The 25,557-nt window shown below is 66.7% G+C and carries 26 protein-coding genes; 20 read left to right on the plus strand and 6 right to left on the minus strand.

Annotated elements, in window-relative coordinates; genetic code table 11:
* Window positions 1-104: 104 nt before the first annotated feature.
* Complete coding sequence (locus QTI66_RS06490; protein WP_286558295.1) at window positions 105-581, minus strand: FKBP-type peptidyl-prolyl cis-trans isomerase; 477 nt, start codon at window positions 579-581, stop codon at window positions 105-107.
* Window positions 582-636: 55 nt separating this feature from the next.
* Window positions 637-1,542, minus strand: coding sequence for a c-type cytochrome (locus QTI66_RS06495; protein ID WP_286558296.1), 906 nt, complete (start codon window positions 1,540-1,542; stop codon window positions 637-639).
* Between the two features lie 283 nt (window positions 1,543-1,825).
* Between QTI66_RS06495 and QTI66_RS06500 the strand changes: the two genes are divergently transcribed.
* Window positions 1,826-2,410 carry a DNA-3-methyladenine glycosylase gene (locus QTI66_RS06500; RefSeq protein ID WP_286558297.1) on the plus strand — a complete coding sequence of 195 codons (585 nt, stop codon included), beginning with the start codon at window positions 1,826-1,828 and terminating at the stop codon, window positions 2,408-2,410.
* An 18-nt stretch (window positions 2,411-2,428) separates the two neighbouring features.
* On the opposite strand, the gene QTI66_RS06505 is transcribed toward QTI66_RS06500, so the two are convergent.
* The 4 genes from QTI66_RS06505 to infA form a co-directional block, all read right to left on the minus strand.
* Window positions 2,429-3,280: a DMT family transporter gene (locus tag QTI66_RS06505; protein WP_286558299.1), complete on the minus strand. Its 852-nt coding sequence runs from the start codon at window positions 3,278-3,280 to the stop codon at window positions 2,429-2,431.
* A 7-nt stretch (window positions 3,281-3,287) separates the two neighbouring features.
* Window positions 3,288-4,478 (minus strand): MFS transporter, encoded by a 1,191-nt coding sequence (locus QTI66_RS06510; RefSeq protein WP_286559032.1) that lies wholly within the window; start codon window positions 4,476-4,478, stop codon window positions 3,288-3,290.
* Window positions 4,479-4,528: 50 nt separating this feature from the next.
* Window positions 4,529-5,875 carry an ATP-dependent RNA helicase DbpA gene (dbpA, locus tag QTI66_RS06515; RefSeq protein WP_444814970.1) on the minus strand — a complete coding sequence of 449 codons (1,347 nt, stop codon included), beginning with the start codon at window positions 5,873-5,875 and terminating at the stop codon, window positions 4,529-4,531.
* A gap of 65 nt (window positions 5,876-5,940) precedes the next feature.
* Entirely contained in the window at window positions 5,941-6,207 is a 267-nt protein-coding gene (infA, locus tag QTI66_RS06520) for a translation initiation factor IF-1 (RefSeq protein WP_286558303.1), read from the minus strand.
* Between the two features lie 504 nt (window positions 6,208-6,711).
* On the opposite strand from infA, the gene QTI66_RS06525 reads away from it, so the two are divergent.
* The 19 genes from QTI66_RS06525 (at window position 6,712) to QTI66_RS06615 (ending at window position 25,529) form a co-directional block, all read left to right on the plus strand.
* A complete protein-coding gene (locus QTI66_RS06525) occupies window positions 6,712-7,830 on the plus strand; it encodes a S1C family serine protease (protein WP_286558305.1) in 1,119 nt (372 codons plus the stop codon).
* Between the two features lie 332 nt (window positions 7,831-8,162).
* A complete protein-coding gene (gene madL, locus QTI66_RS06530) occupies window positions 8,163-8,579 on the plus strand; it encodes a malonate transporter subunit MadL (RefSeq protein ID WP_286558307.1) in 417 nt (138 codons plus the stop codon).
* A 5-nt stretch (window positions 8,580-8,584) separates the two neighbouring features.
* On the plus strand, window positions 8,585-9,349 hold the full coding sequence (madM, locus tag QTI66_RS06535; protein WP_286558308.1) for a malonate transporter subunit MadM: 765 nt from the start codon (window positions 8,585-8,587) through the stop codon (window positions 9,347-9,349).
* An 11-nt stretch (window positions 9,350-9,360) separates the two neighbouring features.
* Window positions 9,361-11,043, plus strand: coding sequence for a malonate decarboxylase subunit alpha (mdcA, locus tag QTI66_RS06540; protein ID WP_286558310.1), 1,683 nt, complete (start codon window positions 9,361-9,363; stop codon window positions 11,041-11,043).
* Window positions 11,044-11,055: 12 nt separating this feature from the next.
* Window positions 11,056-11,391 (plus strand): malonate decarboxylase acyl carrier protein, encoded by a 336-nt coding sequence (mdcC, locus tag QTI66_RS06545; RefSeq protein ID WP_286558311.1) that lies wholly within the window; start codon window positions 11,056-11,058, stop codon window positions 11,389-11,391.
* On the plus strand, window positions 11,388-12,269 hold the full coding sequence (locus QTI66_RS06550) for a biotin-independent malonate decarboxylase subunit beta (protein WP_286558312.1): 882 nt from the start codon (window positions 11,388-11,390) through the stop codon (window positions 12,267-12,269). Before mdcC ends, QTI66_RS06550 begins: the two co-directional genes overlap by 4 nt.
* A gap of 16 nt (window positions 12,270-12,285) precedes the next feature.
* Window positions 12,286-12,987 (plus strand): biotin-independent malonate decarboxylase subunit gamma, encoded by a 702-nt coding sequence (locus tag QTI66_RS06555; RefSeq protein WP_286558313.1) that lies wholly within the window; start codon window positions 12,286-12,288, stop codon window positions 12,985-12,987.
* A gap of 12 nt (window positions 12,988-12,999) precedes the next feature.
* The gene (mdcG, locus tag QTI66_RS06560; RefSeq protein WP_286558314.1) at window positions 13,000-13,659 is read left to right on the plus strand and encodes a malonate decarboxylase holo-[acyl-carrier-protein] synthase; all 660 of its coding nucleotides are present in this window, start codon (window positions 13,000-13,002) and stop codon (window positions 13,657-13,659) included.
* Window positions 13,656-14,522, plus strand: coding sequence for a triphosphoribosyl-dephospho-CoA synthase (locus tag QTI66_RS06565; RefSeq protein WP_286558315.1), 867 nt, complete (start codon window positions 13,656-13,658; stop codon window positions 14,520-14,522). Before mdcG ends, QTI66_RS06565 begins: the two co-directional genes overlap by 4 nt.
* Window positions 14,519-15,430, plus strand: coding sequence for an acyltransferase domain-containing protein (locus QTI66_RS06570; RefSeq protein ID WP_286558316.1), 912 nt, complete (start codon window positions 14,519-14,521; stop codon window positions 15,428-15,430). Before QTI66_RS06565 ends, QTI66_RS06570 begins: the two co-directional genes overlap by 4 nt.
* 35 nt (window positions 15,431-15,465) lie before the next feature.
* Window positions 15,466-17,436, plus strand: coding sequence for an acetate--CoA ligase (gene acs, locus QTI66_RS06575; protein ID WP_286558317.1), 1,971 nt, complete (start codon window positions 15,466-15,468; stop codon window positions 17,434-17,436).
* A 791-nt stretch (window positions 17,437-18,227) separates the two neighbouring features.
* Window positions 18,228-18,725, plus strand: coding sequence for a tRNA (N6-threonylcarbamoyladenosine(37)-N6)-methyltransferase TrmO (tsaA, locus tag QTI66_RS06580; RefSeq protein ID WP_286558319.1), 498 nt, complete (start codon window positions 18,228-18,230; stop codon window positions 18,723-18,725).
* Between the two features lie 34 nt (window positions 18,726-18,759).
* The gene (locus QTI66_RS06585) at window positions 18,760-19,269 is read left to right on the plus strand and encodes a molybdopterin-dependent oxidoreductase (protein ID WP_286558320.1); all 510 of its coding nucleotides are present in this window, start codon (window positions 18,760-18,762) and stop codon (window positions 19,267-19,269) included.
* A gap of 38 nt (window positions 19,270-19,307) precedes the next feature.
* Window positions 19,308-19,517 carry a TOBE domain-containing protein gene (locus QTI66_RS06590; protein ID WP_286558321.1) on the plus strand — a complete coding sequence of 70 codons (210 nt, stop codon included), beginning with the start codon at window positions 19,308-19,310 and terminating at the stop codon, window positions 19,515-19,517.
* A gap of 77 nt (window positions 19,518-19,594) precedes the next feature.
* Window positions 19,595-20,500 (plus strand): LysR substrate-binding domain-containing protein, encoded by a 906-nt coding sequence (locus QTI66_RS06595; RefSeq protein ID WP_286558323.1) that lies wholly within the window; start codon window positions 19,595-19,597, stop codon window positions 20,498-20,500.
* Between the two features lie 109 nt (window positions 20,501-20,609).
* Window positions 20,610-21,989, plus strand: coding sequence for an MFS transporter (locus QTI66_RS06600; RefSeq protein ID WP_286558325.1), 1,380 nt, complete (start codon window positions 20,610-20,612; stop codon window positions 21,987-21,989).
* Between the two features lie 33 nt (window positions 21,990-22,022).
* Window positions 22,023-23,219 (plus strand): CaiB/BaiF CoA transferase family protein, encoded by a 1,197-nt coding sequence (locus QTI66_RS06605; protein ID WP_286558326.1) that lies wholly within the window; start codon window positions 22,023-22,025, stop codon window positions 23,217-23,219.
* A 106-nt stretch (window positions 23,220-23,325) separates the two neighbouring features.
* Window positions 23,326-24,543 (plus strand): CaiB/BaiF CoA transferase family protein, encoded by a 1,218-nt coding sequence (locus QTI66_RS06610; protein WP_286558327.1) that lies wholly within the window; start codon window positions 23,326-23,328, stop codon window positions 24,541-24,543.
* The gene (locus QTI66_RS06615) at window positions 24,540-25,529 is read left to right on the plus strand and encodes a hydroxymethylglutaryl-CoA lyase (RefSeq protein ID WP_286558328.1); all 990 of its coding nucleotides are present in this window, start codon (window positions 24,540-24,542) and stop codon (window positions 25,527-25,529) included. The genes QTI66_RS06610 and QTI66_RS06615 overlap by 4 nt, the downstream gene beginning before the upstream one ends.
* The last annotated feature ends 28 nt before the right edge of the window (window positions 25,530-25,557 follow it).

A 25,557-nucleotide genomic window follows, 5' to 3' on the forward strand; every position in this document is an offset into this window, starting at 1 on the left:
CGCGATCCACAGGATATGGGGGCGACCCCCGTCAGCAAAAGGACGCCCTGCGCGACAGTGCGGCCCACCGGTGGAACGATGGCCGCCGCGCCGCCGCAGGCGGCTCAGTGGTGGTGGCCGTGCTCGCCGTGCACGTGGCGATGCTCGATTTCTTCCTGCGACGCCGCGCGCACGCCCGTCACCTTGACGGTAAAGCGCAGCGGAATGCCGGCCCAGGGATGGTTGCCGTCCAGCAGCACCTTGTCGCCCTTGATCTTGGTGACGTAGAAGATGGCGCCGCTGCCATCGTCCAGCGTGCCCTGCAACTGGCCACCGACCTTCACGCCCGGCGGGAATTCTGACTTGGGGATGGTGCGCACCAGCGCTTCGTCGCGCACGCCGAAGGCGTCTTCGGGTGCCAGGGCGAGCGTGGTCTGGAAGCCGGCTTCCTTGCCTTCGAGCGCGGCTTCGATCTTGGGCAGCGTGTTGTCGTAGCCGCCATGCAGGTAGACCATCGGGTCCTTGCTTTGCTCCATGAGCTTGCCGTTGGCGTCGGCAACCTTGTACGTCAGCGTGACGACGGTGTCTTTGAGGATTTGCATAGTCCGGGATTCTCGCCGAGCGCCAACGCCCGCGCGTGGCGCGGGCATTGACGGACTATCCCTTCGCCAGCGGCGCGAGGCTCTTGAGGTACAGGTAGAGCGCGCGCACGTCCGTGTCGTTCATCTGGCTCAGGGAGCCAAAAGGCATCACCTGCACCGCGCTGCCGTCCGGCCGCTTGCCGGTCTTGAACAGGGTGGCGAAGGCTTGCGCGTCGGGGTAGCGCGGCATGGCTGAGCCGTCGCCGGGCGTGAGATTGGCCGCCGCGGGCCATTCGGGCGGCCCGCCGGGAATCTTGCCGCCCGTCAGCTTGGCGCCATGGCAGCCCAGGCACATGTTCGCGACGTACGCGCCGTGCTCGACGGTGGCACCGGCCACGACAGGCTGCTGCGGCGGCAGCGCGTGGTCGATCTTGTCGGCTGCATCCTTGATCACGCCGAAGCCGTAGAAGGCGCGCACCGGCAGCGGAAAGTCGAGCACCGGTCCTCCGCCGGAAGCGGGTGGCATCTGGCGGATGTAGGCGACCAGCGAGGCGAAGTCATCGTTCGTGAGGCGGTTGTAGTCCTCGCTGGGCATGATCATCAGCGCCCGCCCCTTGGGGTTCACGCCGTGGCGGATCGCGCGGTCCCAGTCCTGCGGCGTGTAGCCGGCCACCACGCTGCCGGCGCCGGGGCTGATGTTGGGGCCGGCGATGCGCATGCCCTTGCCGTCGTCCAGGAACATCTTGCCGTTGCCCTGTGCGCCGTGGCAATCGACGCAGCCACGCGAAGCAAAGAGATAGCGCCCGCGCTCGATGGCGGCCGCATCGTTGCGAAAAGGCACGCCCGCCACGGCGATGTCGAGCCTGCGCTGCATCTTGCGCGTGGCGAGCTGGTCGCCCGCGAACAGCGCGCCGGCCGCGATCACCACCAAGCCGACAACGACGATGGCGACGCGTTTCAGCCAGACTTTGGTGCGCGTCACAGCCGCGGCTCCTGGTCCAGCGCCGCAAGGTCCGGATTCGTGGGAGAGCAGCAATGGGACGAACGCGGGGTGCGTTCGCGGCGAAGACAAGAATAGGCACGAGAAGGCATGTCAGACCTGCGAAGTGGATGAAGTGGAGCGCCGGCCGGTCCACCGCGCACGGCGATGGCGCCTGAAGCGAAGCGCGCCGCCATTGGACTTGAAGCACCCGCCACTTGGCATCCCCAACGAAGAGGGGCAATGGCCTGCCATGTCATCGAAGTACCGCAGAATGGATCCACCCATGCTTGTGCTCGCCGACATCGACTTCGACGCCGACTCCCACGAGGTGGCGCGGCGCCTGATCGGCGTCACGCTGCTGCTCGATGGCGTGGGCGGGCGCATCGTCGAGACCGAGGCCTATGACCGCGACGACCCCGCCTCGCACACCTTTGGCGGCCCGACGGTGCGCAATGCCGCCATGTTCGGACCGGCGGGCCGCGCCTACGTGTATCGCTCCTACGGCATCCACTGGTGCCTGAATTTCGTGTGCCGCGAGGAAGGCCACGGGGCCGGGGTGCTGGTCCGCGCGATCGAGCCGACCGAGGGCATCGAGCGCATGCGGGATCGCCGCGGCGTGGACGATCTTCGTCTGCTGTGCTCGGGCCCAGGCAAAGTCGGCCAGGCGCTGGGAATCGACGCCAGCTTCAACGGCAAGCGGCTGGATGCGCCGCCCTTTCGGCTGCTGGCGCCCAGGCAGGCTCAGCCGCTCGAACTGTTTGAAGGCCCCCGCATCGGCATCTCGAAGGCAATGGACGTTCCCTGGCGCTTCGGCGAAAAAGGGTCGCGCTTCCTGAGCAAGCCTTTTCCCATCGCTGCAAAACGCTGATCCGGCGGCAACCTCGGTTCAGGTCCGCGCCCGCGAGAGCCAGGCGGCGTACAGGCCGCTGAGCACGATCAGCACCATGCCCAGCAGGCTGATCGCGTCTGGCCAATGGCCCGCAAAGGCCAAGCCGAACAGGGCGGCCCACAGCAGCTGCGAATACGCAAAGGGCGCGATCACCGGGGGCGAGGCCACGCGGTACGCCGCGACCACCAGCCATTGCGCGGCGCACCACGCGGCGGTCATGCCCAGCATCAGCGGCCAGGTCGAAAAAAGCCTGGCCCAGTCGATGCCCGGCACGGTGACGGCCAGCCCCACGGCGCCGAGCGCGGCCGAATACAGCATGGTCGTGGAAACGCTGTCGGTTGCGCTGAGCTTGCGCGTCAGCACCACGGCACCCGCCCACGCCATGGACGAAAGCAGCGGGAAGATCTCGGCGCCGCCAAAGTGAAAGCTCCCCGGCCGCACCACGATCAGCACGCCCGCAAAGCCGAGCAACACCGGCGCAAAGCCGCGCGGGCCCACCGTCTCGCGCATCAGCCAGCGCGACAGGATCAGCACGAAGAGCGGTGACGCAAACACCATCGCGGTCGCTTCGGCTTGCGGAATGGTGGCCAGCCCCAACAGGAAGAACACCGCCGCGCCGATCAGCCCCGCCGCCCGCAGCACCTGCGCCATCGGCTGGCCGGTGCGCACGATCGAAGGCTGCCGCACGGCCAGCGGCAGTACCGTCAGGAGCAGCCCGAGATATCGAAACCAGGTGAGCGCGCCGGCTGAAAAATCATCGGCCAGCAGCTTGGCCAGCCCGTCGGACACGGAAAAGGCGCCCATGCCCAGCACGAGCCATGTCGCGCCGAGCACCGGTCGTTGCTGCATCGCGACTTCAGCGTTGCGGGACCGGGGCCTGCGCAGGCTTGGGCAGCCAGGCAAATCCGGCGGCGCCGGCGGCCAGCAGTGCGGCGATGGTGCCCAGCACGGCTGCAAAGGCATCGACGCCATGCGCGTGCGCCAGCGACGCCACGGCACCGGTGAACCACTGCATGACCGCCACGCCCAGGAACATGGCCATGGTGAAGAGCGCCATCGCGCGGCCGGTCATGTCTGCCGGATACGCGGCCTTGGTGTCGGCGTACTGCAGCACGATGAAGCCGGACAACAGGCCCACCACGAGCATGCCCGCCACGTCGAACCAGCTCCCGGGATTGAAGGCCATCACGAAGAAGACCGCCACGCACGCCAGCGTGCCGCCGACGATCCAGCGCCGGCGCGTCGCCGCGCCCGGATCGAGCCGGCCGAACAGGGGCGAGCCGAACATGCCCATGACCGACATGATGAGCGCGATGTTGCCGCTTTCCACCAGCGAGAAGCCGTGCCGCTCGATCAGCAGCGGGCCGAGCCACAGGCCCCGCAGGGAAATGAAGGACGCGTAGGTCACCGACGCGAGCGCCAGGATGCCCAGCGTGTGCGGCAGGCGAAACAGCGCGCCATAGCTGCGCAGCGCGCCGAGCATCGAGGGCCGGGCCACGTGGATCGCCCGCGCCGGCTCATGCACCTTCCACGCGATGAGCAGCCAGGCGAACACCGAGCAGACAGCGAGCGCGATGAAGCCTGCGCGCCAAGACCATTCGTGCACCAGCCATGCGAGCGGCGTGCCCGTGATCAGCATGCCGACCCCGCCCAGACCCAGCACCAGTCCGGAAACCGGCGCAAAGCGTTCGGCAGGAAAGTGCCGCGCAATGAACACCGTGCACACCAGGAAGGCGGGCGCGCAGCCCATGCCGATCAGCACCTGGCCCAGCACCAGCACCGGGAAGCTCGTGGACAGCACCGACACCGCCGCGCCGGCAACGGCCATGGGGAATGCGCACAGCACGGTACGGCGCACGCCATACACGTCGATGCCCATGCCCATGAAGAACTGCAGCGCACCAAAGGAAAAGTGGAAGGCGCCCGCAAACACGCCAAGCTGTTGCGCGGAAAGGGCAAATTCGGATTGGAGGGATGGCGCAAGGATCGCGGCCACCGTTCTGAAGGCCTGGCTCAGCGCAAAGGCGCCGCACAAGGCGGCCAGCATGACCCAGGCGGGGGCGCTTCTGCGGGACGCGAGGCTCGCGGACGTCGCCGTCACGTCGATTCGAGGAGGCGCACTTTCACGCTCTTGCCCTTGACGCGGCCGGTCGAGAGCTTGTGCACGGCTTCGCGTGCAATGCGCCGATCGACCGCGACATAGGTCGAAAACTCGTTGACGTTGATCTTGCCGACCTGATCCTTGGTGAAGCCGGCGTCACCAGTCAGCGCGCCCAGCACGTCGCCGGCGCGGATCTTTTCCTTGCGGCCACCGACGATCTGCAGCGTGGCCATGGGCGGCTGCAGCTTTCCGCCGCCCGAAGGCGTGAGTTCGGCCAGCGGGTGCCATTCGGACTCGCGGCCTTGCAGCTGTTCGATTTTGCCGACGCTGCCCATCTCGTTCATGGACGCGAGGTTGAGCGCCAAGCCGTCGGCATCGCCCCGGCCGGTGCGGCCGATGCGGTGGATGTGGATTTCGGCGTCGGGCGTGACGTCGACGTTGATGACGGCGCCCAACTGGGCGATGTCGAGTCCGCGCGCGGCCACGTCGGTGGCGACCAGCACGGAGCAACTGCGGTTGGCGAACTGCACCAGCACCTGGTCACGCTCGCGTTGCTCCAGCTCGCCAAAGAGGGCCATCGCGCTGAAGCCCTGCGCCGTCAGCACTTCGACCAGGTCGCGGCATTGCTGCTTGGTGTTGCAAAAGGCGAGTGTGCTTTCAGGGCGGAAGTGATCCAGCAACAGCGACACCGCGTGCAGGCGCTCACTTTCCTTCACTTCGTACCAGCGCTGGACTATCTTGCCTTCTTCATGCTGCGCCTGCACCGTGATCTGCTGCGGGTTCTTCATGAACTGCTGGCTCAGCTTGGCGATGCCTTCCGGGTACGTGGCCGAGAAGAGCAGCGTCTGCCGGTTGGACGGGCATTGGCGCGCCACCTTGGCGATGTCATCGAAGAAGCCCATGTCCAGCATGCGGTCGGCTTCGTCGAGCACCAGCGTGTTGAGCGCTTCGAGATCGAGGTTGCCGCGGTCGAGGTGGTCCATGATGCGGCCGGGCGTGCCGACGACGATGTGGGCACCGTGCTCCAGGCTGGCGGTTTGCCCGCGCAGCGCGACGCCACCACAGAGCGTCACGACCTTGATGTTTTCCTCGGCGCGCGCAAGGCGCCGGATTTCGGTGGTGACTTGGTCGGCCAGTTCGCGCGTGGGGCACAGCACCAGTGCCTGCACCGCGAAACGCCGGGCGTTCAGGTTGGACAGGAGGGCCAGCGCAAAGGCGGCCGTTTTGCCGCTCCCCGTCTTGGCCTGCGCGATCAGATCCTTGCCGAGCAAGGCCGCGGGCAGGCTCGCTGACTGGATGGGCGTCATTCGCACGTAGCCGAGCTGGGCCAAGTTGGCCAGCATCTGCGGCGCGAGCGGCAGCACGTCGAACCCGTCGGCGGGAGCAGCTGTCACGAGAAGCAGCGCGTTCAGCGGCGTTGCGAATTCGGCGGCGACGTCGGCGCGGGGCCGCGGCGCTCCAGGTGACGGAAGGTGATCCGTCCCTTGGTCAGGTCGTACGGCGACAGCTCGAGCGACACCTTGTCGCCCGCCAGAATGCGGATGTGGTGCTTGCGCATCTTTCCGCCGCTGTAGGCGATGAGCTGGTGGCCGTTGTCGAGCGTGACGCGATAACGTGAGTCGGGCAGGACTTCCGTCACCGCACCGTTCATCTCAATGAGTTCTTCCTTCGGCATTCAGTACCTCTGTAATATTCGCGACGTGTCGCGTTGGATCCAATTAAAAACGGGCCGTTCATGTCGCGCGATGCAAGTGTCGAGCCTGAAGCGGACAGAAGCATGACAAGCGGCAAACCGGGAAAGCCTTCTCACCCGGGGCGCAAGATTCGCTTCTTCAACATAAACGAGGCAGTGCCTGCAATCGCGCACGCCTTTAGTTTGGCGCGCCAACGCACTGTTGGAGCCGGCTGAAGTGCATAGGGCCCTTGGACTACGTCGCAATGGACCGGCCGGCGAAATGACGAAGTGCTTCGTCGTGTAACGGAAACGAACCCTCAATCATAACCGATCTGGCACGACTGTTGCTGGGAGCGTTGAATTGCATCTTCCCGATTCTAGTGATCAGCCCGCGTGGAATCTAGTGCAACCGCTACAGAAAACGTAGCGTTCACAAGACAGTTGCGGGCGTGCGGGCGAAAGCGCACGATGGCGAAAATCACCATCGATGCAAGGAGCGCGGCCATGCGTGTTCTGGACTCTGCAACAGCAACGCCTTCGCGGCGCATGGCGGCACTGGTGATTTGCAGCATCTGCCTTGGGGGTTGCGCCACCGCGGCGATTCCACTCGCGCCGCCGGTCGCGCAAGTGCAACCGGCCATGACGCCCGTCGCCGTACGGGAGGGCAAGGCGAGCGAACCGAAGGCCAGCGACTCGCAGGTGGCCGCCCTGCGCCGCGCGCTCAACGCGGTCGTGGGCGTGCAAGTCAGCGCAACGGACGGGGCGCCGTCGGCGCGCAGTCTCGGGCAGGACCGCACCGGCAGCGGCGTCTTCATCGATGCGGACGGGCTGATCCTGACCATCGGTTATTTGCTGCTGGAAGCCGACACCATTGAAGTCACCACCCACGAGGGCCGCACCTTTCCGGCGCGGCAAGTGGGCTACGACTTGGCCACCGGCTTCGGGCTCGTGCGGCCGCTCGTGCCGGTACGCGACGTGAAGCCCGCGCCGCTGGGCCGGGTGGCCGATCTCAAGAACGGCGAGGCGCTGATGGTGTCCGTGGCCAGCGATGGCCAACTGGGCGTTGGTGTGACGCGGGTGGTCGACCGCCGCGCCTTCTCGGGCTATTGGGAATATCACATCGAAACGGCGCTCTTCACGGCGCCGCCCGTGGCCAACCACAGCGGCGCGCCGGTGTTCAACCAGAAAGGTGAACTGCTGGGCATTGGCAGCCTGTTCGTGTCGAACACCCAGGCCAAGGGGCGCGCGACGCCGGGCAACATGTTCGTGCCGGTCGACCTGCTCAATCCGGTGCTGGAGGAGATGCGCAGCACCGGCACCACCCGCGCCAGCCACCGTCCGTGGCTGGGCGTGTCATCGCAGGAAGAAGGCGGCCACGTGCAGATCGTGCGCGTGGACAGCGAAGGCCCGGCCAAGGCGGCCGGGCTGCACGTGGGCGACGTGGTGCTGGAAGTAGATGGCGTGCAGGTGCGCTCGCTGGAGTCCTTCTACAAGAAGGTCTGGGCACGCACCGTGGGCGACGGCGAAGTGGAACTCACCGTGCGGCAGGGCAGCGAAGTGCGCAAGATCCGCGTGAAGGCGGTGGACCGCATGCTGACCTTGCGCAAGCCGCAGGGGATCTAGCAGGCTGTTGAAATACGCTTCGGGGTCGCGCCCGCAAAGACACCGCCCCGAAGGGTTTGCGAGATAAAGGGCCTGCTGGGGCGTTGCGAGGCTCGGTCGTACGAGCAGTACGACGCTTCGCCTCGCGCCTACCATCAGGCCCTTTCTCTCGCAAACGCGACCCCGAAGCGTATTTCAACAGCCTGCCAGGGTTTTCCCTCGATCGTTTCACTCCGCGCGTTTTTGCGCGCGGGTGGTTAATTGATCGAAATCGGCCCCCCGAATACCTTTCATCCCCAGGGATCCACGCTTCTTGCCATCCAGGCAAGGCGCCCAACCAAGGAGATGAACCCATGATCATTTACGGCACCGCGCTGCTGGCCATCTGCCATCTGCTCGGCATTTTCATTGGCGATCTGCTCGGGCAGGCGCTGGGGGTCAAGACCAACGTGGGCGGCGTCGGCATCGCGATGCTGCTCTTGATCTTCGGGCGCATCTACCTGCAGAAAAAGAACATGCTGCCCAAGCTCACCGAACTCGGCGTGGAGTACTGGGGCGCGATGTACATCCCGGTCGTGGTCGCCATGGCGGCCCAGCAGGACATGGTGTCCGCGCTGCGCGGCGGCCCGGTGGCGCTCCTCTCGGCCTTTGCGGCGGTGGGCGTTTGCGCCCTCGTCATCTCGGCGATCAATCGCACGGAGCGCCCGGCACATGAGCCGACACCCGCGCCGATGCTGCACGACAACCCCCTCTTGGCTGACGCGGAGTGAACGCCATGCTCGAAATCCTTGAAAAAGCTGCGGCCCTGAACGGCCTCGTGACTGCCTTTGCCATCGTCGGCTTCATCGTCCTGATCTCGGGGCAGATCTCCAAACGCCTGACCTTTGGCCGCGTGCATGGCTCGGCCATTGCCATCGTCATCGGACTGGCGCTGGCCTACTGGGGCGGCACGCAGACCGGCGGCCACAAGGGCCTTGCCGACATGTCGCTCTTTGGCGGCATCGGGCTGATGGGCGGCGCCATGCTGCGTGACTTCGCCATCGTGGCCACCGCCTTCGAAGTGCAGGCCACCGAGGCGCGCAAGGCAGGAATGATCGGCGTGGTCGCGCTGGTGCTGGGCACGGTGCTGCCCTTCATCGTCGGCGCGGCGATTGCCTGGAGCTTCGGCTATTCGGACGCGGTGAGCATGACGACCATCGGCGCCGGTGCGGTGACCTACATCGTCGGCCCGGTGACGGGCGCGGCCATCGGTGCCACGCCGGATGTGATGGCGCTCAGCATCGCCACCGGCCTCGTCAAGGCCATCATCGTGATGGTCGGCACGCCCATCGCGGCGAAGTTCCTGGTGCTGAAGACGCCGCGCTCGGCAATGGTGTTCGGCGGCTTGGCCGGCACGGTGAGCGGCGTGTCTGCAGGCTTGGCCGCCACCGACCGAAAGCTGGTGCCCTACGGCGCGCTGGTCGCGACCTTCCACACCGGCCTCGGTTGCCTGTTGGGCCCGTCGCTGCTGTTCTTCGCCGTCAAGGCCATCGTTCACTGAAGGCCGCCGCCATGGACCGCATGAACTGGAACACCAAGGCCGACAACCGTGCCTCACGCTTGGCGCGGGTTGCGCAGGCTCTTGGCCCTCAACTCGTGGGCAAGTGCGTGGCCACGCAGGCCATCGACAAGCTGCTGGAAGCCGCGCTCGAACCCGGCGACCGCGTCTGCCTGGAAGGCAACAACCAGAAGCAGGCCGACTTCCTGGCCAAGGCGCTGGTGCAGGTCGATCCGAAGCGCGTGCACAGCCTGCACATGGTGCAGTCGGTGCTGGCGCTGCCGGAGCACCTGGACGTCTTCGAAAACGGCGTCGCCTCGCGGCTGGACTTCAGCTTCTCGGGGCCGCAGGGTGCGCGGCTGGCCAAGCTGGTCTCGGCCGGGCGCATCGAGATTGGCGCGATCCACACCTACCTGGAATTATTTGCTCGCTACTTCGTCGACCTCACGCCGAAGGTCGCGCTGGTGGCGGCGCAGGCAGCCGATGCCGAGGGCAACCTCTACACTGGCCCCAACACCGAAGACACGCCGGCCATCGTCGAGGCGACGGCCTTCTCGGGCGGCATCGTGATCGCGCAGGTCAATGAACTGGTCGACGGCAAGACCACCACGCTGCCGCGCATCGACATTCCGGCTGATTGGGTGAGCTTCGTCGTCAAGGCGCCGCGCCCCAACTTCATCGAGCCGCTGTTCACGCGCGACCCGGCGCAAATCAGCGAGATCCAGGTGCTGATGGCGATGATGGCCATCAAGGGCATCTACGGTGAATACGGCGTGCAGCGGCTGAACCACGGCATCGGCTTCGACACGGCGGCCATCGAACTGCTGCTGCCGACGTATGGCGAATTGCTCGGGCTCAAGGGCAAGATCGCGAAGCACTGGGCGCTGAACCCCCACCCGGCGCTGATCCCGGCCATCGAGGCGGGGTGGGTCGAGTCGGTGCATTCCTTTGGCTCCGAGCTGGGCATGGAGGACTACATCCGCGCACGATCCGACGTGTTCTTCACCGGACCCGACGGCAACCTGCGCAGCAACCGCGCTTTCTGCCAGGCCGCAGGGCATTACGCCTGCGACCTGTTCATCGGCTCGACGCTGCAGATGGACCTCGACGGCAACAGCTCGACCGCAACGCTGGGCCGCATCGCCGGCTTCGGTGGTGCGCCCAACATGGGCGCCGATGCGCGCGGCCGGCGTCACTCCAGCCCCGCGTGGCTCAAGGCCGGTCGCGAGGCGCGCGCGGGCCGCAGCGGCGCCGCCGGCACGCCGCGCGGCCAGAAGCTGGTGGTGCAGATGGTCGAGACTTTCCGCGAACACATGCAGCCGGCGTTCGTCGACCGGCTCGACGCGTGGACGCTGCAGGAACAGGCCGGCATGGAGCTGCCGCCCATCATGATCTACGGCGACGATGTGACGCATGTGCTCACCGAGGAAGGCATCGCCAACCTGCTGCTGTGCCGCAGCGACGCGGAGCGCGAACAGGCGATCCGGGGCGTGGCCGGCTACACCGCAGTGGGCCTGGCACGCGACAAGCAAGCGGTGGAAAACCTGCGCGACCGCGGCGTGATCCGCCGCCCGCAAGACCTGGGCATCGACCCGCGCGACGCCACGCGCAACCTGCTGGCCGCGCGCAGCATGCGCGACCTCGTGCGCGCATCGGGCGGGCTCTACCAGCCGCCCAAGCGCTTCCGCAACTGGTAAGGAGCATTCGACATGAGCGACATCCCCGTGGGCATCGAGACCCTCGACTTTTCCTTTACAGGCGGCCGGCCCGTGAAGCCCTTTGCACCGGTGCTCGTCGGCGTCGTCGGATCGGGCAACCTCGAAGTGATGCTCGAAGCCGCGCAAGGCGATGGCTGCGCCGTGCGCGTGGAGACCTCCGCACGCGGCTTCGGCCCCATCTGGCAAGCCGTTGCCGGCGACTTCTTCGCACGCCATCCGCTGGGCGGCGTGCGCGTTTCGATCAACGACATGGGCGCCACGCCCGCCGTGGTGAGCCTGCGGCTCGACCAGGCCGTGGCCGAACTGCCGCAAGGAGCCTCTTCATGATCAGCTTTGCCGAATGTTCTGCGCGCGAGCGCGTGGCCTTGCTCTTCGACGAAGGCAGCTTTCGTGAATGGTTGCCGCCGGCCGAACGGCTGACAAGTCCGCATCTTGCGCAACTCGGCGTGCCCTCCGCGTTCGACGATGGCGTGGCGATCGGCCGTGCCACGCTCGACGGGCACCGCGTGTTCGTCGCCGCGCAGGAAGGCGCCTTCATGGGCGGCGGCGTGGGCGAAGTGCATGGCGCCAAGCTGGTTGGGCTGCTGCAACGCGCCTTGCGCGACAAGCCCGAGGCCGTGGTGCTGCTGGCCGAGTCGGGGGGCGTGCGCCTGCACGAAGCCAATGCCGGGCTCATCGCCGTGTCGGAAGTGATGCGCGCCGTTCTCGACGTGCGCGCGGCCGGCATTCCTGTGGTTGTGCTCATCGGCGGTGCCAACGGTTGCTTCGGCGGCATGGGCATCGTGGCGCGCTGCGCCGACTTCATCGTGATGAGCGATGTGGGAAGGCTGGCGATGTCGGGGCCTGAAGTCATCGAGGCGTCCCACGGCGTCGAGGAATACGACTCACGCGACCGAGCCCTCGTGTGGCGCACCAGTGGCGGCAAGCATCGCTGGCTGATCGGCGACTGCGACGCGCTGGTCGAAGACGACGTGCAAGCCTTTCGTGCAGCGGCCATTGCAGCCCTGAAGGCATCGAGCCCGGTGACGCTCGAATCGCTGGAAGCCGAGCACGCGCTGCTCGATGCGCGCCAGCAGATGCTGCCGCTGGACACCGAAGGCGCCGACGCAGCCACCTGGCTGTGGCGCGAGCTGGGCATCGAGCACCCCGAGCGCGTGCCCGAACTGGATGTGGACGCGGTGCGCGCATTGCGCGTCGCTGCATAACGCAAGGCGGACGAACATGAACTGGAACCAACTCGCGACCCAACTCTTCGGGTCCTTTCACGGCATGCGCGCTTCGGGCGATTTCGTGCAGGGCGATGTGATGTTCGAAGGGCAGCCCATCACCGTCGTCGGCACCACCAACCATGCGCCGATCGGCGTTGCAGTGGCCCTGGCGCAAGCGCGCGTGGTGCTGGACACCGTCGCGCAGCATCCGGGCCGGCCGATCCTGCTGTTCATCGACACCCAGGGCCAGCAACTGCGCCGGCGCGACGAAACGCTGGGCATCAACCGCGCGATGGCGCACCTGGGCATGTGCATCGACTTGGCGCGGCGGCGCGGCCATCCGGTCATCGGCGTGGTGTACGACCAGGCGCTGTCGGGCGGCTTCATCACTTCGGGGCTGATTGCCGATGGCTGCTACGCGCTGCCCGAGGCCGAGATCCGCGTGATGCGCATTCCGGCGATGGCGCGGGTGACCAAGCTGTCTGAAGAAAAGCTCACGGCCTTGTCGGAATCGAACCCGGTGTTTGCGCCGGGCGTGGGCAACTACGTGGCGATGGGCGGCGTGCGGTCGCTGTGGAAGGGCGACCTGCCCGCTGCACTGCGCGAGGCATTGGCAAACACGCCGATCAAGGACACGCGTGCGAAAGACGGGGCTGCGCGTGGCGGTCGCAAGCTGGCGGCCGCGGTGGTGGAGCGTGTGCTGGCGGCCGACTGAAGGGGAAGGGCCATGGAATCGCTGCGCAGACATCGGCTCGTTCGCGTCACCAGCGAAGGTTGGGCAGCCGTGCTGGACCGGCCGTGGGACGCGCAGGCGCGCGAATGCCTCACGCATTGGGCGACGCATCGACTGCCGCTGGTGATCACGCGGCAGCCCGTGGGGGCGAACGACCGGATCGCGGTGGGCCTGCCTGCGCCCGGGCGGTGGGATCGGCGGCGGCTTGCGTTGCAGGTTCCGCGCACGGCCGTGGAGTGCTTCGAGGAATTTCCTGCGCTGGATCAGGTGATGGCCTTGCTTCCTCCGTCGGCGCGTTCATCGGCCCGTGAATTGCAGGACGCGCTGGCGGCTCGTCAATCGACGGCGCGTGTCTTTGGCAGCTATGGCTGGCAGGCGATCAGCGGGCTCGACCACCTTCGGGCGAGTTCCGACCTCGACGTTTGCGTGGCGGTGAGCGATGCAAAGCACGCCGATGCTGTTGCGCTGTCACTGAGTCGCTTCATTGCGCCGCCGCGGCTGGACGGCGAACTCATGTTCGCCGATGGCACGGCCGTGGCATGGCGCGAATGGCTGGACTGGCGCGCGGAGCGCTCGCGCTTCGTGATGCTCAAAGGGCTGACCGGCGCATCGCTGCGCCAGGACGCTCAATGGTGCGAGGCGGTTGCCGCATGAAAGCCGTGACCAAATTTGCGCTGCTTCGTTCCGTACCGCTGACCCCGGCGGCCATCGGCCGTGCGGCCGCGCTCTCCCTCTACGACGAACTGGCGCTGACGCCCAAGCCTGGGCTAGTCACGCTGATCGACAACGGCAGCCACGACGACATGGACGCGAACACGTTCATGCGCAGCGTGTTCGCCTTGCGCAGCTACTTCGAGCGCATTGCAGAAGCGGGCTATGAAGGTGCGGAGTTTGCTGAACTCGAGCGGTGCGGCATCGACGCGGAAGCGCGCATGCTGGACGCGACCGGCGGGGTCAACACGCACCGTGGCGCGATCTTCATGCTGGGCCTGCTGTGCGCTTCGGCCGGTGCTGTCTTGCGAGAGGGCCGGGGTCCTATGCAGCCGGCGCAACTGCGCGACGCCTTGCGTCGGCACTGGGGCGCCGCGCTGTCTGCACGCAGCCTTCGGACTTCGACACTGCCGGGCGGCATCGCCACGAAGCGCCTTGGCCTGCGTGGCGCATCGGAAGAGGCGGCCATGGCCTTTCCGGTGTTGTTCGAAACGGCAGTGCCGGCCTTGGCGCGCGGGCTTGCGCGAGGCTTGCCGGCTCGGCTGGCGCGGCTCGACACGTTGTTCCATGTGATCGCCGTTCTGGACGACAGCAACCTCGCGCACCGCGGCGGACTGGAAGGACTGCGCCACGCCCAAGCCGCTGCGCAGGCGTTCATCGACCAAGGCGGTGCTGCAAGTGCCGGTGGCCTGGCGCGGGCCGAGGCCATTGCCAGGGACTTCGTCATGCGTCGCCTCTCGCCCGGCGGTGCAGCCGACACGCTCGCGGCTGCGTGCTGGGTCCTGCGGATGGCTGGTCGTCCATGAGCTTCGCCTTGCTCTTCTGCGGCCAGGGCACGCAGCACCCCGACATGCTGCCCTGGCTGGTCGACGATGAACGCGTGGCCGCAGTGCGTGCACAGCTCGGCGTGGACGATTGGCGCCGGGCCCTTGCAGACGCGCCCTGGGCGGCCAACAACGCGAATGCGCAGACGCTGCTCACCGGACTCGCGTTGGCGGCATGGGGCCAGTTGGCGCCTTTGGTGCCAACGCCGGCGGTGGTCGCTGGCTACAGCGTCGGCGAGCTTGCGGCGTTCAGCGTGGCCGGTGTGTTCGATGGCGACATTGCCTTGTCGCTGGCGCCATTGCGCGCCGCCGCGATGGACAGCAGCGCCTCGAAGACGACCGGCGGCTTGCTGGCCATCAACGGCCTCGCCGAAACCGCATTGCAACGGCTGCTCGCCGAAACAGGCACGGCGATCGCGATTCGCAACGGCATCGAGAGTGTCGTGCTCGGTGGCCCTGTGGCTGCGCTTGAAAGGGCGGAGCGCATGGCCGCAGCGGAGGGCGGGCAGTGCACGCGATTGCGCATCAACGTCGCGTCCCACACGTCGTGGATGCGCGAGGCGGCCGAGGGCTTTGCGCAGTCGCTCGCGCCGATTCCTTTTCAGTCGCCACGCATTGCCTTGTTCAGCAACGCCACCGGCGACCGGCTTCGCGACGCAGGCAGTGCCAAGGCCGCACTTTCCGCCCAGATTGCGCAGACCGTGCGCTGGGACGAGTGCATGGAAAACATCGCCGCACGCCAGGTGCGCTGCGTGCTGGAAGTCGGCCCGGGCCAAGCGCTCACGCGCATGTGGAATCAGCGCTACCCGGCCATTCCCGCCCGCGCCTGCGATGACTTTCGCAGTGCTGCCGCCATCGCAGCTTGGCTGCGATCGCACGCGGACCACTGATTGAGCTTTCTTTTTTTGAACCACGAGGACACACCATGAGCAACACCATCGAAGCCCATCGCCACCCGGTACCCGAAGCCGTCATGCAGACCGCCCACATCCGCGGCATGGAGGCCTATGACGCGTTGGTCGCTGAGGCCGAGGCCGACTACGGCGGCTACTGGGCGCGGCTGGCACGCGAGTTCGTCACGTGGAAGACGCCCTTCACGCGCTCGCTCGACGAGAGCAATGCGCCTTTCTTCAAGTGGTTCGAAGACGGCACGCTCAACGTTTCGTACAACTGCCTTGACCGGCAGGTGGAGAACGGTCTTGGCAACAAGGTCGCGATCATCTTCGAGGCCGACGGCGGGCAGGTCACGCGCGTCACTTACAGCGAGCTGCTGGCGCGCACCTGTCGCCTCGCCAACGCGCTGAGAGCGCGCGGCGTCAAGAAAGGCGACCGCGTTGTCATCTACATGGCGATGAGCGTGGAAGGCGTGGTGGCGATGCAGGCGTGCGCGCGCATCGGCGCCACGCACTCGGTGGTGTTCGGCGGCTTCTCGGCGCAGAGCTTGCGCGACCGCATCGAAGGCGCCGGCGCCGTGATGGTCATCACGGCCGACGAGCAGGTGCGCGGCGGAAAGCATCTGCCACTCAAGGCCATCGTCGACGACGCGATCGCGCTCGGTGGCTGTGAATCGGTCAAGGATGTCATCGTCTACCAGCGCACCGGCGGCAAGGTCGCATGGGACCCGGCGCGCGACCACTGGATGCACGAGGAAACGCAAACGCAACCCGACACCTGCGAGCCCGAATGGGTAGGCGCCGAGCATCCCCTGTTCCTGCTCTACACCTCCGGCTCCACCGGCAAGCCCAAGGGCGTGCAGCATTCGACCGGCGGCTACCTGCTGCACGCCGCGCTCACGACCAAGTGGACCTTCGACCTGAAGGACGACGACGTGTTCTGGTGCACCGCCGACATCGGTTGGGTGACCGGCCACACGTACATCGCCTATGGACCTCTGGCGCTCGGCGCGACCGAAGTCGTGTTCGAGGGCGTGCCGACCTACCCGGACGCAGGGCGCTTCTGGAAAATGATCCAGCAGCACAAGGTCAGCGTGTTCTACACCGCCCCGACGGCCATCCGCTCGCTCATCAAGCTGGCCGACGGCAACGATGCGGTGCATCCCAAGAGCTACGACTTGTCGAGCCTGCGCATCCTTGGCTCGGTGGGCGAGCCGATCAACCCGGCCGCGTGGGATTGGTATCACCAGCACGTGGGCGGCGGCCGCTGCCCGATCGTCGACACATTCTGGCAAACCGAAACCGGCGGCCACATGATCACGCCGCTGCCCGGCGCGACGCCGCTGGTGCCGGGCTCCTGCACCCTGCCTTTCCCTGGCATCGCGGCTGCCATCGTCGATGAGACGGGCAATGACGTGCCGAACGGGCAGGGCGGTATCCTGGTCGTGAAGAAGCCGTGGCCCAGCATGATCCGCACCATCTGGGGCGAGCCCGAGCGTTTCAAGAGCAGCTACTTTCCGCCGGAGCTCAAGGGCTACTACCTCGCGGGCGACGGTGCGATCCGCGACGCGCAGAACGGCTACTTCACCATCACGGGCCGCATCGACGATGTGTTGAATGTGTCGGGTCACCGCATGGGCACGATGGAGATCGAGTCGGCGCTGGTGTCGTGCACTGATCTGGTCGCGGAGGCGGCTGTTGTCGGTCGTCCCGACGACACCACGGGCGAGGCCATCTGCGCTTTTGTCGTACTCAAGCGTGCGAGGCCGACGGGCGAAGAAGCGAAGAAGATCGCGGCCGAGCTTCGCAACTGGGTCGGCACCGAGATCGGTCCCATCGCCAAGCCCAAGGAGATCCGCTTTGGCGACAACCTGCCGAAGACGCGCAGCGGCAAGATCATGCGGCGCCTGCTGCGCTCGCTGGCCAAGGGTGAGGAGATTACGCAGGACACGTCGACTCTGGAGAATCCGGCGGTGTTGGCGCAGTTGGCTGAGAGGAACTGATCTCTGGATCGTGGTTCGCTGTGTTTGCGCGCGACGCAAAGGCACCTGCGGGCCCGGCGTGACGCGCCACTGCAGCGGTCGGCGCTGCGCACCGACTTCCCTGCGATGCTCACGCGCCCGGCCTGCCGCGGAACTCGCGACGTTCACTTCGTTCACTGAGCTCGAACAGCCGCGGCAAGTCAGATCACGAAGCACGCGTGTCCTTCGGCACGCGTGCAGGCCGGTCGCGCTGCGCTTCTCGGCGCCGCAGAGGCGCGTCACGCCGGGCCCGCAGGCGCCTTTGCTCTGGAAACGGTAGGGGTGCACTACCCGGCAGGGATCGCCCCGACGCGCAATAGCGGCACAGGGTTCCGCGCCCCTCTCTGAACACGCACGCCGTGCCCAGCCGCGGCAGGTGGTCTGTGGCGCGGGCGATTTCCGGGGCGGCGAGGAGCGCAGGGCGCGGGGCGGCGCGTGCCGAAGGACACGCGCTTCGTCAACTGACTCGGTGCAGCTGTTTGAGCGTAGCGCGCCGAAGGCGCGCGCAGTGAGTTCTGCACCGCGCCCCGCGACCGAGCACCGCAGTGCAGTCGATGCGCAGCATCGACCGCCCCGGTATGAGCCCGCGCCGCAGACCACCTGCCGCGGCGCCCCCCCGACGACAGAACACCATGCAATTCAACCCTCCACCTGCCCAAATCCGTCTCTTGTCGAATGCGAATCGCAGCCACAGGGAAGTAGCCCACTCAGCCTACACTCCGCTGTTCTCAAACTGAATAGCGCATTGCGCACACCAGGAGAATCCGGTGCACATGGAAGCCCGCGAACACGACCTCGTGACCTGTCGCCCCATCGGCTACGTCCGCAGCCGCTTCGACGACCCTGTCGGCACGCCAATCCAGACCGTCGCAGCCCAACAGGAGGTGGCGCAGGTGGAAGTGCTCGCTCCTTTCGTCGCAGGCTTGCGCGACATCGAAGGCTTCGGCTTCCTCATTCTGCTCACGCACTTCCACAAGTGCCTCCACGAACGGCTGGAGGTCACACCCTTCCTGGACGACCAGACGCACGGCGTGTTCGCGACACGCGCGCCGACGCGCCCCAATCGGCTGGGCATCTCCATCGTGCAACTGTTGCGCGTGGAGGGTGCCGTTCTTCATGTTGCCGGAAACGACATGGTCGACGGCACGCCGGTGCTGGACATCAAACCCTACCTTCCGGAGTTCGACGTTCGCGCGACGCAGCGCATCGGCTGGTTCGCCGATCGGCTCAGCCGCCTGCCCGATGCACGTGCCGACGACCGGATGGCCTGACAGACGAATGAAGCGAATCAACCGGAGTGCCAACATGCTGCTTGCCCGCGCTGCATCCATCTTTGTTCTCAGCCTGTTCACCTGGATCGCCGCCCACGCACAGCCGAGCACTCGGGTCGAGGTCCAAGGCGCAGTGAAGCAGTCCCTGAGCCTGGACGTCGCGGCGCTCGCCGCCTTCCCCGCGCAGGCCATCGGCGAGGTGACATCGACGTCGAGCGGGGCCGGCACCGCGGCATCGACCACCGTGCGTGGCGTCAAGCTTTCCGCACTCATCGAGCGCGCCGGCCTCGTCACCGCCGACAAGAACGACTGGAAGACGCTGGTCGTCGTCGCCACCGCCACGGACGGCTATCGTGCGGTGTTCTCGTGGCCGGAGCTTTCCAACACCGCCGTCGGCGAAGGGGCGCTCGTGCTGTTCGAGCGCGACGGCAAGCCCCTGGATGAACGCGAAGGCCGTATCGCGATGATCTCGGCCGCGGACCTGCGCAAGGGACCGCGGCATGTGCGAAACCTCGTGCGCATCGAGGTGCGCGCGTTGAATTGAACTTCCCGCTTCAATCAGCCAACCCCAGGAGAACCGCCATGAAAATCAGCGCCCGCAACGTACTGCCCGGAAAAATCACCGCCATCAACCACGGCCCGGTGACCACCGAAGTGACCCTGGAAATCGCGCCCGGCGTGGAGATCGTTGCCACCATCACCACGACCTCGGCCAACTCGCTCAAGCTGGCCGTCGGTGGCCAAGCCTACGGGTTGATCAAGGCATCGAGCGTGATGGTCGGGGTGGATTGATTCCCCGATAGCAGCCCTGCTGCGCACGGGCAGCGCGCGGTGCAGAATCCGCCCATGCCCGCACCCACGTCAGCGCCGTGAACCTCCACCGGCTGGACCTGTTCTCGCTGTCCCTGTTCAGCTTGGTGGTGCGCAGTGGCAGCATCAGCAAGGGCGCCGAACTGGCGAACCTTGCCGTCGGTGCCGCCAGCAAGCGCATCACCGACCTCGAAGCGGCCGTGGGCTCGCCGCTGCTGGAGCGCCATTCGCGCGGGATCACCCTGACGGTTGCCGGCCAGGCGCTTCAGGTGCATGCGCAACGCATCCTCAGCGACGTCGATCAACTGGCGGCGGATCTGTCGGATTACGCGACCGGCTTGGTCGGCGTCGTGCGCTTGTGGGCCAACACGTCGGCGGTGACGCAGTTCCTGCCGGCGGACATCTCGTCCTTCGTGCGCGCGAACCCCGGCATCCGCATCGAACTCGAGGAAGAAGACAGCGGCGAAGTGGTGCTGGCGGTGCTCGATGGCCGTGCCGATTTCGGCATCTTCGCCGACCGCACGCCCGCCTTCGGCTTGCACCAGATGAGCTACCGCGATGACCTCCTGGTGCTCGTGGTGCCCCAAGGCCATCCCCTGGCGCGCCGGCGCTCGGTGCGCTTCGAGGAAGCCATCGAATACGACTTCGTCAGCCTGCCCAAGGGCACCTCGCTCGCCAAGCGGCTGCAGGCCGAGACCAACGCCTTGGGCCGCAGCCTGAAGATGCGCCTGCAGGTGCGCAGCTTCGATGCGATGTGTCAGATGGTGGCGGCCGGCTTGGGCGTTGCCGTGCTGCCGCGCGAGGCGATCCAGCCCCACGTGCGATCGATGAACCTGCGGCAAATTGCGCTGCAGGATGCGTGGGCTTCGCGGCGCCTGCTGATCGGCCTGCGCGACGCCAGCGCGGTGCCGCGGCACGTGCGCCTGCTGATCGATCACCTCTGCGAAGCGCCCCGACGCTCCTGAGGGGAAACCCCGGCCGGCTTTCGCGATCCACGAAAGCTGGCGACGCACCTTTGTCGTTCCCTCGGCGGGGGCGAAATTCCAGAATTCATGCACCCCCAAGGAGTCACGCATGAGTTCAACCATTCCGTCCCACGCCAGCGTCGCGAGCAGCAGTCACGACGCGCCATCACCGAGCGAATCCAGCATCGTGCGCAAGGTCGCATGGCGAATCATGCCGCTGATCATGGTGTGCTACCTGTTCGCATTCTTCGACCGCATCAACATCAGCTTTGCCAAGTTTGCGCTGCAAAGCGACCTGCACCTCAGCGACACCGCCTACGGCTTCGGCGCCGGCCTCTTCGTCGTCGGCTACGTGCTGTTCGAGGTACCGAGCAACCTGATGCTCTACAAGGTCGGTGCGCGGCGCTGGATCGCCCGCATCATGGTGTCGTGGGGCATCGCCACGGCCTTGATGGTGTTCGTGCAGACCGAGTGGCAGTTCTATGTGCTGCGCTTCCTGATCGGCGCGATGGAAGCCGGCTTCGCACCGGGTGTGCTGTTCTACTTGACGCTGTGGTTTCCGGTGGCGTACCGCGGCCGCATCACCTCGACGCTGTTCCTCGCATCGGCTTTCGCCGGCCTCGTCGGCGCGCCCGCCGCAGGGCTGGTGTTGTCGCATCTGGATGGCGCCCTCGGCATGGCGGGCTGGCATTGGCTGTTCCTCGTGGGCGGCTTGCCGTGCGTCGTGCTCGGCTTTCTCGTGTTCAACGTGCTGAAGGATCGCATCCAGGATGCCAGCTGGCTGACGCCGGCCGAGCAAACGCTTCTGTCGAGCCGCATCGCCGACCAGAACAAGAGCATCGGCAGCCACTCGCTGCTGGGTGCGCTGAAGACGCCAGGCTTCCTGACGCTGGGCCTCGTCTACTTCCTGATCCAGGTCGCGTCCTATGGCCTGAATTTCTGGGCTCCGCACCTCATCCGCACCTCGGGCACGACGAACCCCACGGTCATCGGCCTGCTGACCTCGGTGCCTTACCTGTGCGGCGCGATTGCGATGCTCGTCGTCGGCAAACTGTCGGATGCCACCGGCGAGCGGCGCAAGTTCGTCGCAGGGCTGATCACGCTGTCGGCCCTGGGCTTCTTCGCTGCGGGCTTCTTCGACAAGAGCACCGCCTTGCTGGTGGTGGCGCTGGGGGTGATGGGTGCAGGCGTCATCGCTTCCATCCCCGCCTTCTGGGCCTTGCCGCCGCGGCTCGTGACGGGAGCGGGCGCCGCTGGCGGCATCGCGCTCATCAACACGCTGGGACAACTGGGCGGCATCGTCAGCCCGGTGATGGTGGGGCGCATCAAGGACATCACCGGCAGCACCACGCCGGCCCTGTATGTCATCGGCGTCCTGAGCCTGGCCTGCGCGGCGATCCTGATGTATGGGCTGCCCGCCACGCTGCGACGCAAGGAAGAGCGCAAGCCGAACCTGACAGGCTTCGCGACCGGAGCCGCCGCGCGCTGAATGCCATTCCATATCCCTCGAAGGAAACAAGCCATGAACGATTCCAGAGGCGCTCTCTCCGGACTGCGCATCCTCGACCTCACCCGGGTTCTTGCCGGCCCCTTCTGCACCATGATGCTCGCCGACATGGGGGCCGAGGTCATCAAGATCGAGCAGCCCGGCAAGGGCGACGACACGCGCCATTTCGCGCCCTTCCAGAACGGCGAAAGCGCCTACTACATGAACCTCAACCGGGGCAAGAAGGGCGTCACGCTCGACCTCAAGGGCGAGGGACGCGAGATCTTCCTGGAGCTTGTGAAGAAGGCCGACGTCGTGGTCGAGAACTATCGCCCCGGCACCATGGACAAGCTCGGCCTGGGCTACGAGACGCTCAAGGACATCAACCCCGGCCTGGTGTACGCCGCGGTCTCCGGTTTTGGCGACACCGGCCCCTACCGGTTGCGTCCGGGCTACGACATCATTGCCCAGGCCATGGGCGGCCTGATGAGCACCACGGGCTGGCCGGGCGGCGAGCCCACACGCTCGGGCACGGCGATGGGCGATGTGCTGGCGGGCCTGTCGGTCACCATCGGCCTGCTCGCGGCCCTGCGCCATCGCGACCAGACGGGCGTGGGACAGAAGGTCGATGTCGCACTGGTCGACTCGGTGGTGGCGAGCCTGGAGATCATCACGCAGATCTACCTGGCCGATGGCCGCGTGCCCGAGCGCATTGGCAACCGCTACGAGTCGTGCTACCCCTATGACTCCTTCGCGGCCAGCGACGGCAGCGTGGTCATCGCGGCGGCGAATGACAAGCTGTGGCGCCTCGTGTGCGGCGCCATCGGGCAGGCTTCGCTGGCTGATGACGAACGCTTCGACACCAACGCGAAGCGGGTGCAGCGCCATGCGCAGATCAAGACGCTGATCGAAGAGTGGACGCGCACGCGCCGGGTCGACGACATCGTCGACGCCATGCTCGCCGTGGGTGTGCCGGCCTCGCCGATCAACACCGTCGACCGGCTGGTGACGGACCCGCACATCGCCGTGGCGCGCGAGATGTTCGTCGACGTCGAGCATCCGACCGCCGGCAAGACAAAACTGACGGGCGCGCACATCAAGCTGAGCGCGACGCCTGCGCGCCTGCGCACGCCGGCACCGCGGCTGGGCGAGCACAACGACAGCGTGCTTGGCGGCCTGCTGGGCCTGCCATCCGAACGCCTTCAGGCCTTGCGCAGCGAAGGCGTCATCTGATGAATCGGCAGCAAGGGTTTTCCTGCACGCGCTTTCGCGAATGGAGAAAGCTCGGCTCGCCACTGTGTCATTCCGCGCAAGGCGCCCTGATTGAACAATCAACATCATGAACACAACGACTGAGACAACCCCGCCGCGCGGCGCCCTTCACGGCGTGCGCGTCATCGAAATGGGCCAGCTCATCGCCGGCCCCTTCGCCGGCAAGACGCTCGGCGAATTCGGCGCCGACGTCATCAAGATCGAGGCGCCCGGCGCCGGCGATCCGCTGCGCAACTGGCGCCTCATCAAGGAGGGAACGTCGGTGTGGTGGCAGGTGCAGTCACGCAACAAGCGCTCCATTGCACTGGACCTGCGCAGCCCCGAAGGCCAGGAAATTGCGCGCAAGCTCATCGCCGAGGCCGACGTGTTGATCGAGAACTTCCGCCCCGGCACGCTGGAAGGCTGGGGCATGGGCTACGACGTGCTGTCCCAACTCAATCCCGGCCTGGTGATGCTGCGCATCTCGGGCTACGGCCAGACGGGGCCCTATCGCGATCTTCCCGGCTTCGGCGCCATCGGTGAAGCCATGGGCGGACTGCGCCACCTGACCGGCGAACCCGGCCGCGTGCCGGTGCGCTGCGGCATCTCCATTGGCGATACGCTGGCGGCACTGCACGGCACCATCGGCATCCTCACGGCGCTGTACCACCGCAAGGTGAACGGCGGGCAGGGCCAGGTGATCGACGTGGCGCTGCACGAGGCGGTGTTCAACGTCATGGAAAGCCTGATTCCCGAATACAGCGCCTTCGGTGCCGTGCGCGAGGCGGCAGGAAGTGCATTGCCGGGCATTGCGCCATCCAACGCATACCGGTGCGTGGATGGCTACGTGCTCATCGCCGGCAACGGCGACAGCATTTTCAAGCGCCTCATGCAGACCATCGGGCGCAACGACCTGGGTGAGGACGAAGGCCTGGCCAGCAACGCCGGCCGCGTGGCGCGCGTCGCGCAACTCGACGAAGCCATCGAAGCCTGGACGCAGACCCGATCGATGGCCGATGTGCTCGCCATCCTTGGCGAGGCGAAGGTGCCGGCCGGCAAGGTCTACACCGCCAAGGACATCGACGAAGACCCGCACTACCGGGCGCGCGACATGATCCTGCAGCAGACCACGCGCGACGGCCATGTGGTCGACGTGCCCGGCGTCGTGCCCAAGCTGCTTGGCACGCCGGGCACGGTGAGGACGTCGGCGCCGCATCTGGGCGACGACACCGATGCGGTGCTCGGTGAACTCGGTTTTTCAACGCAAGACATCGTCGCGCTGCGCGACAGGAAGGTGGTCGCATGAACGCGAACGACAAGCTCTGGAACGGCGCCGGCCGGCGCATCTACATGCAGGAAGTCGGCACGCGCGACGGCCTGCAGGCCGAGGCGGCCTTTGTACCGACCGACGACAAGATCGCGCTGGTCAACGCGCTGTCCCAAGCCGGCATGGCGAAGATCGAAGTGACGGCCTTCGTGTCGCCCACGGCGATCCCGGCCTTGCGCGATGCCGAAGCGGTGCTGCGCCGGATCGACCGCGTGCCCGGCGTGATCTACAGCGCACTGGTGCCCAATGTGCGCGGCGCAGAGCGCGCCATCGATGCGCTGGCGGACGAAATGAACCTCGTCATGTCGGCCAGCGAAACCCACAACCTGGCCAACCTGCGCATGACGCGCGAGCAGTCCTTTGCGGGCTTGTCGGAAGTCAACAAGCTGGCGCGCCTTGCCAAGGTCAGCGTCAATGTGTCGCTCTCGTGTTCATTCGGTTGCCCGATGGAAGGCGACGTGCCTGTGGACGCGGTGCTCGACTGGTGCGCGCGCTTTGTCGAAGGCATGGGCGCGCGCGGTGTGACGCTGTGCGACACCACGGGCATGGCCTATCCGGGGCAGGTTGCCGAGCTCACGGCCGCTTTCCGGGCGCGCTGGCCGGACACCGAACTCACGCTGCACTTCCACAACACGCGCGGCATGGGCCTGGCCAATGTGCTGGCGGGCATCGGCGCCGGCGCCGACCGCTTCGATGCCTCGCTCGGCGGCATTGGCGGCTGCCCCTACGCGCCGGGCGCCACGGGCAATGTGTGCACCGAGGAAATCGTGCATGCGCTCACGCTGATGGACTACGACACCGGCGTCGATCTGGCGCGGTTGATCGACGCGTCGAAGTGCCTGCCCGCGCTCATCGGCCACGACATCCCGAGCCAGATCGTCAAGGCCGGCCGCCGCCTCGACCTGCATCCCGTGCCGGGCGATTTCGCCGCCATTCGCGAGCGTGCCGTCGCGCGGACCCACTGATCCCCCACACACATTCGAAAGAAAGAGA

The organism is Variovorax brevis, assembly GCF_030317105.1.
Taxonomy (GTDB): Bacteria; Pseudomonadota; Gammaproteobacteria; order Burkholderiales; family Burkholderiaceae_C; genus Variovorax; species Variovorax brevis.

Excerpts from the sequence above, each read along its gene's own strand:
- QTI66_RS06605 (WP_286558326.1), top strand. The coding sequence starts at position 22,023 with ATGAACGATTCCAGAGGCGCTCTCTCCGGACTGCGCATCCTCGACCTC.
- QTI66_RS06490 (WP_286558295.1), bottom strand. The coding sequence starts at position 581 with ATGCAAATCCTCAAAGACACCGTCGTCACGCTGACGTACAAGGTTGCC.
- QTI66_RS06550 (WP_286558312.1), top strand. The coding sequence starts at position 11,388 with ATGATCAGCTTTGCCGAATGTTCTGCGCGCGAGCGCGTGGCCTTGCTC.
- QTI66_RS06590 (WP_286558321.1), top strand. The coding sequence starts at position 19,308 with ATGAAAATCAGCGCCCGCAACGTACTGCCCGGAAAAATCACCGCCATC.
- QTI66_RS06505 (WP_286558299.1), bottom strand. The coding sequence starts at position 3,280 with ATGCAGCAACGACCGGTGCTCGGCGCGACATGGCTCGTGCTGGGCATG.
- madL (WP_286558307.1), top strand. The coding sequence starts at position 8,163 with ATGATCATTTACGGCACCGCGCTGCTGGCCATCTGCCATCTGCTCGGC.
- QTI66_RS06565 (WP_286558315.1), top strand. The coding sequence starts at position 13,656 with ATGAAAGCCGTGACCAAATTTGCGCTGCTTCGTTCCGTACCGCTGACC.
- QTI66_RS06610 (WP_286558327.1), top strand. The coding sequence starts at position 23,326 with ATGAACACAACGACTGAGACAACCCCGCCGCGCGGCGCCCTTCACGGC.
- mdcG (WP_286558314.1), top strand. The coding sequence starts at position 13,000 with ATGGAATCGCTGCGCAGACATCGGCTCGTTCGCGTCACCAGCGAAGGT.
- madM (WP_286558308.1), top strand. The coding sequence starts at position 8,585 with ATGCTCGAAATCCTTGAAAAAGCTGCGGCCCTGAACGGCCTCGTGACT.
- mdcC (WP_286558311.1), top strand. The coding sequence starts at position 11,056 with ATGAGCGACATCCCCGTGGGCATCGAGACCCTCGACTTTTCCTTTACA.
- QTI66_RS06510 (WP_286559032.1), bottom strand. The coding sequence starts at position 4,478 with ATGCTGGCCGCCTTGTGCGGCGCCTTTGCGCTGAGCCAGGCCTTCAGA.
- dbpA (WP_444814970.1), bottom strand. The coding sequence starts at position 5,875 with ATGCTGGCCAACTTGGCCCAGCTCGGCTACGTGCGAATGACGCCCATC.
- tsaA (WP_286558319.1), top strand. The coding sequence starts at position 18,228 with ATGGAAGCCCGCGAACACGACCTCGTGACCTGTCGCCCCATCGGCTAC.
- QTI66_RS06500 (WP_286558297.1), top strand. The coding sequence starts at position 1,826 with ATGCTTGTGCTCGCCGACATCGACTTCGACGCCGACTCCCACGAGGTG.
- QTI66_RS06615 (WP_286558328.1), top strand. The coding sequence starts at position 24,540 with ATGAACGCGAACGACAAGCTCTGGAACGGCGCCGGCCGGCGCATCTAC.
- QTI66_RS06555 (WP_286558313.1), top strand. The coding sequence starts at position 12,286 with ATGAACTGGAACCAACTCGCGACCCAACTCTTCGGGTCCTTTCACGGC.
- QTI66_RS06600 (WP_286558325.1), top strand. The coding sequence starts at position 20,610 with ATGAGTTCAACCATTCCGTCCCACGCCAGCGTCGCGAGCAGCAGTCAC.
- mdcA (WP_286558310.1), top strand. The coding sequence starts at position 9,361 with ATGGACCGCATGAACTGGAACACCAAGGCCGACAACCGTGCCTCACGC.
- QTI66_RS06570 (WP_286558316.1), top strand. The coding sequence starts at position 14,519 with ATGAGCTTCGCCTTGCTCTTCTGCGGCCAGGGCACGCAGCACCCCGAC.
- infA (WP_286558303.1), bottom strand. The coding sequence starts at position 6,207 with ATGCCGAAGGAAGAACTCATTGAGATGAACGGTGCGGTGACGGAAGTC.
- QTI66_RS06525 (WP_286558305.1), top strand. The coding sequence starts at position 6,712 with ATGCGTGTTCTGGACTCTGCAACAGCAACGCCTTCGCGGCGCATGGCG.
- QTI66_RS06585 (WP_286558320.1), top strand. The coding sequence starts at position 18,760 with ATGCTGCTTGCCCGCGCTGCATCCATCTTTGTTCTCAGCCTGTTCACC.
- acs (WP_286558317.1), top strand. The coding sequence starts at position 15,466 with ATGAGCAACACCATCGAAGCCCATCGCCACCCGGTACCCGAAGCCGTC.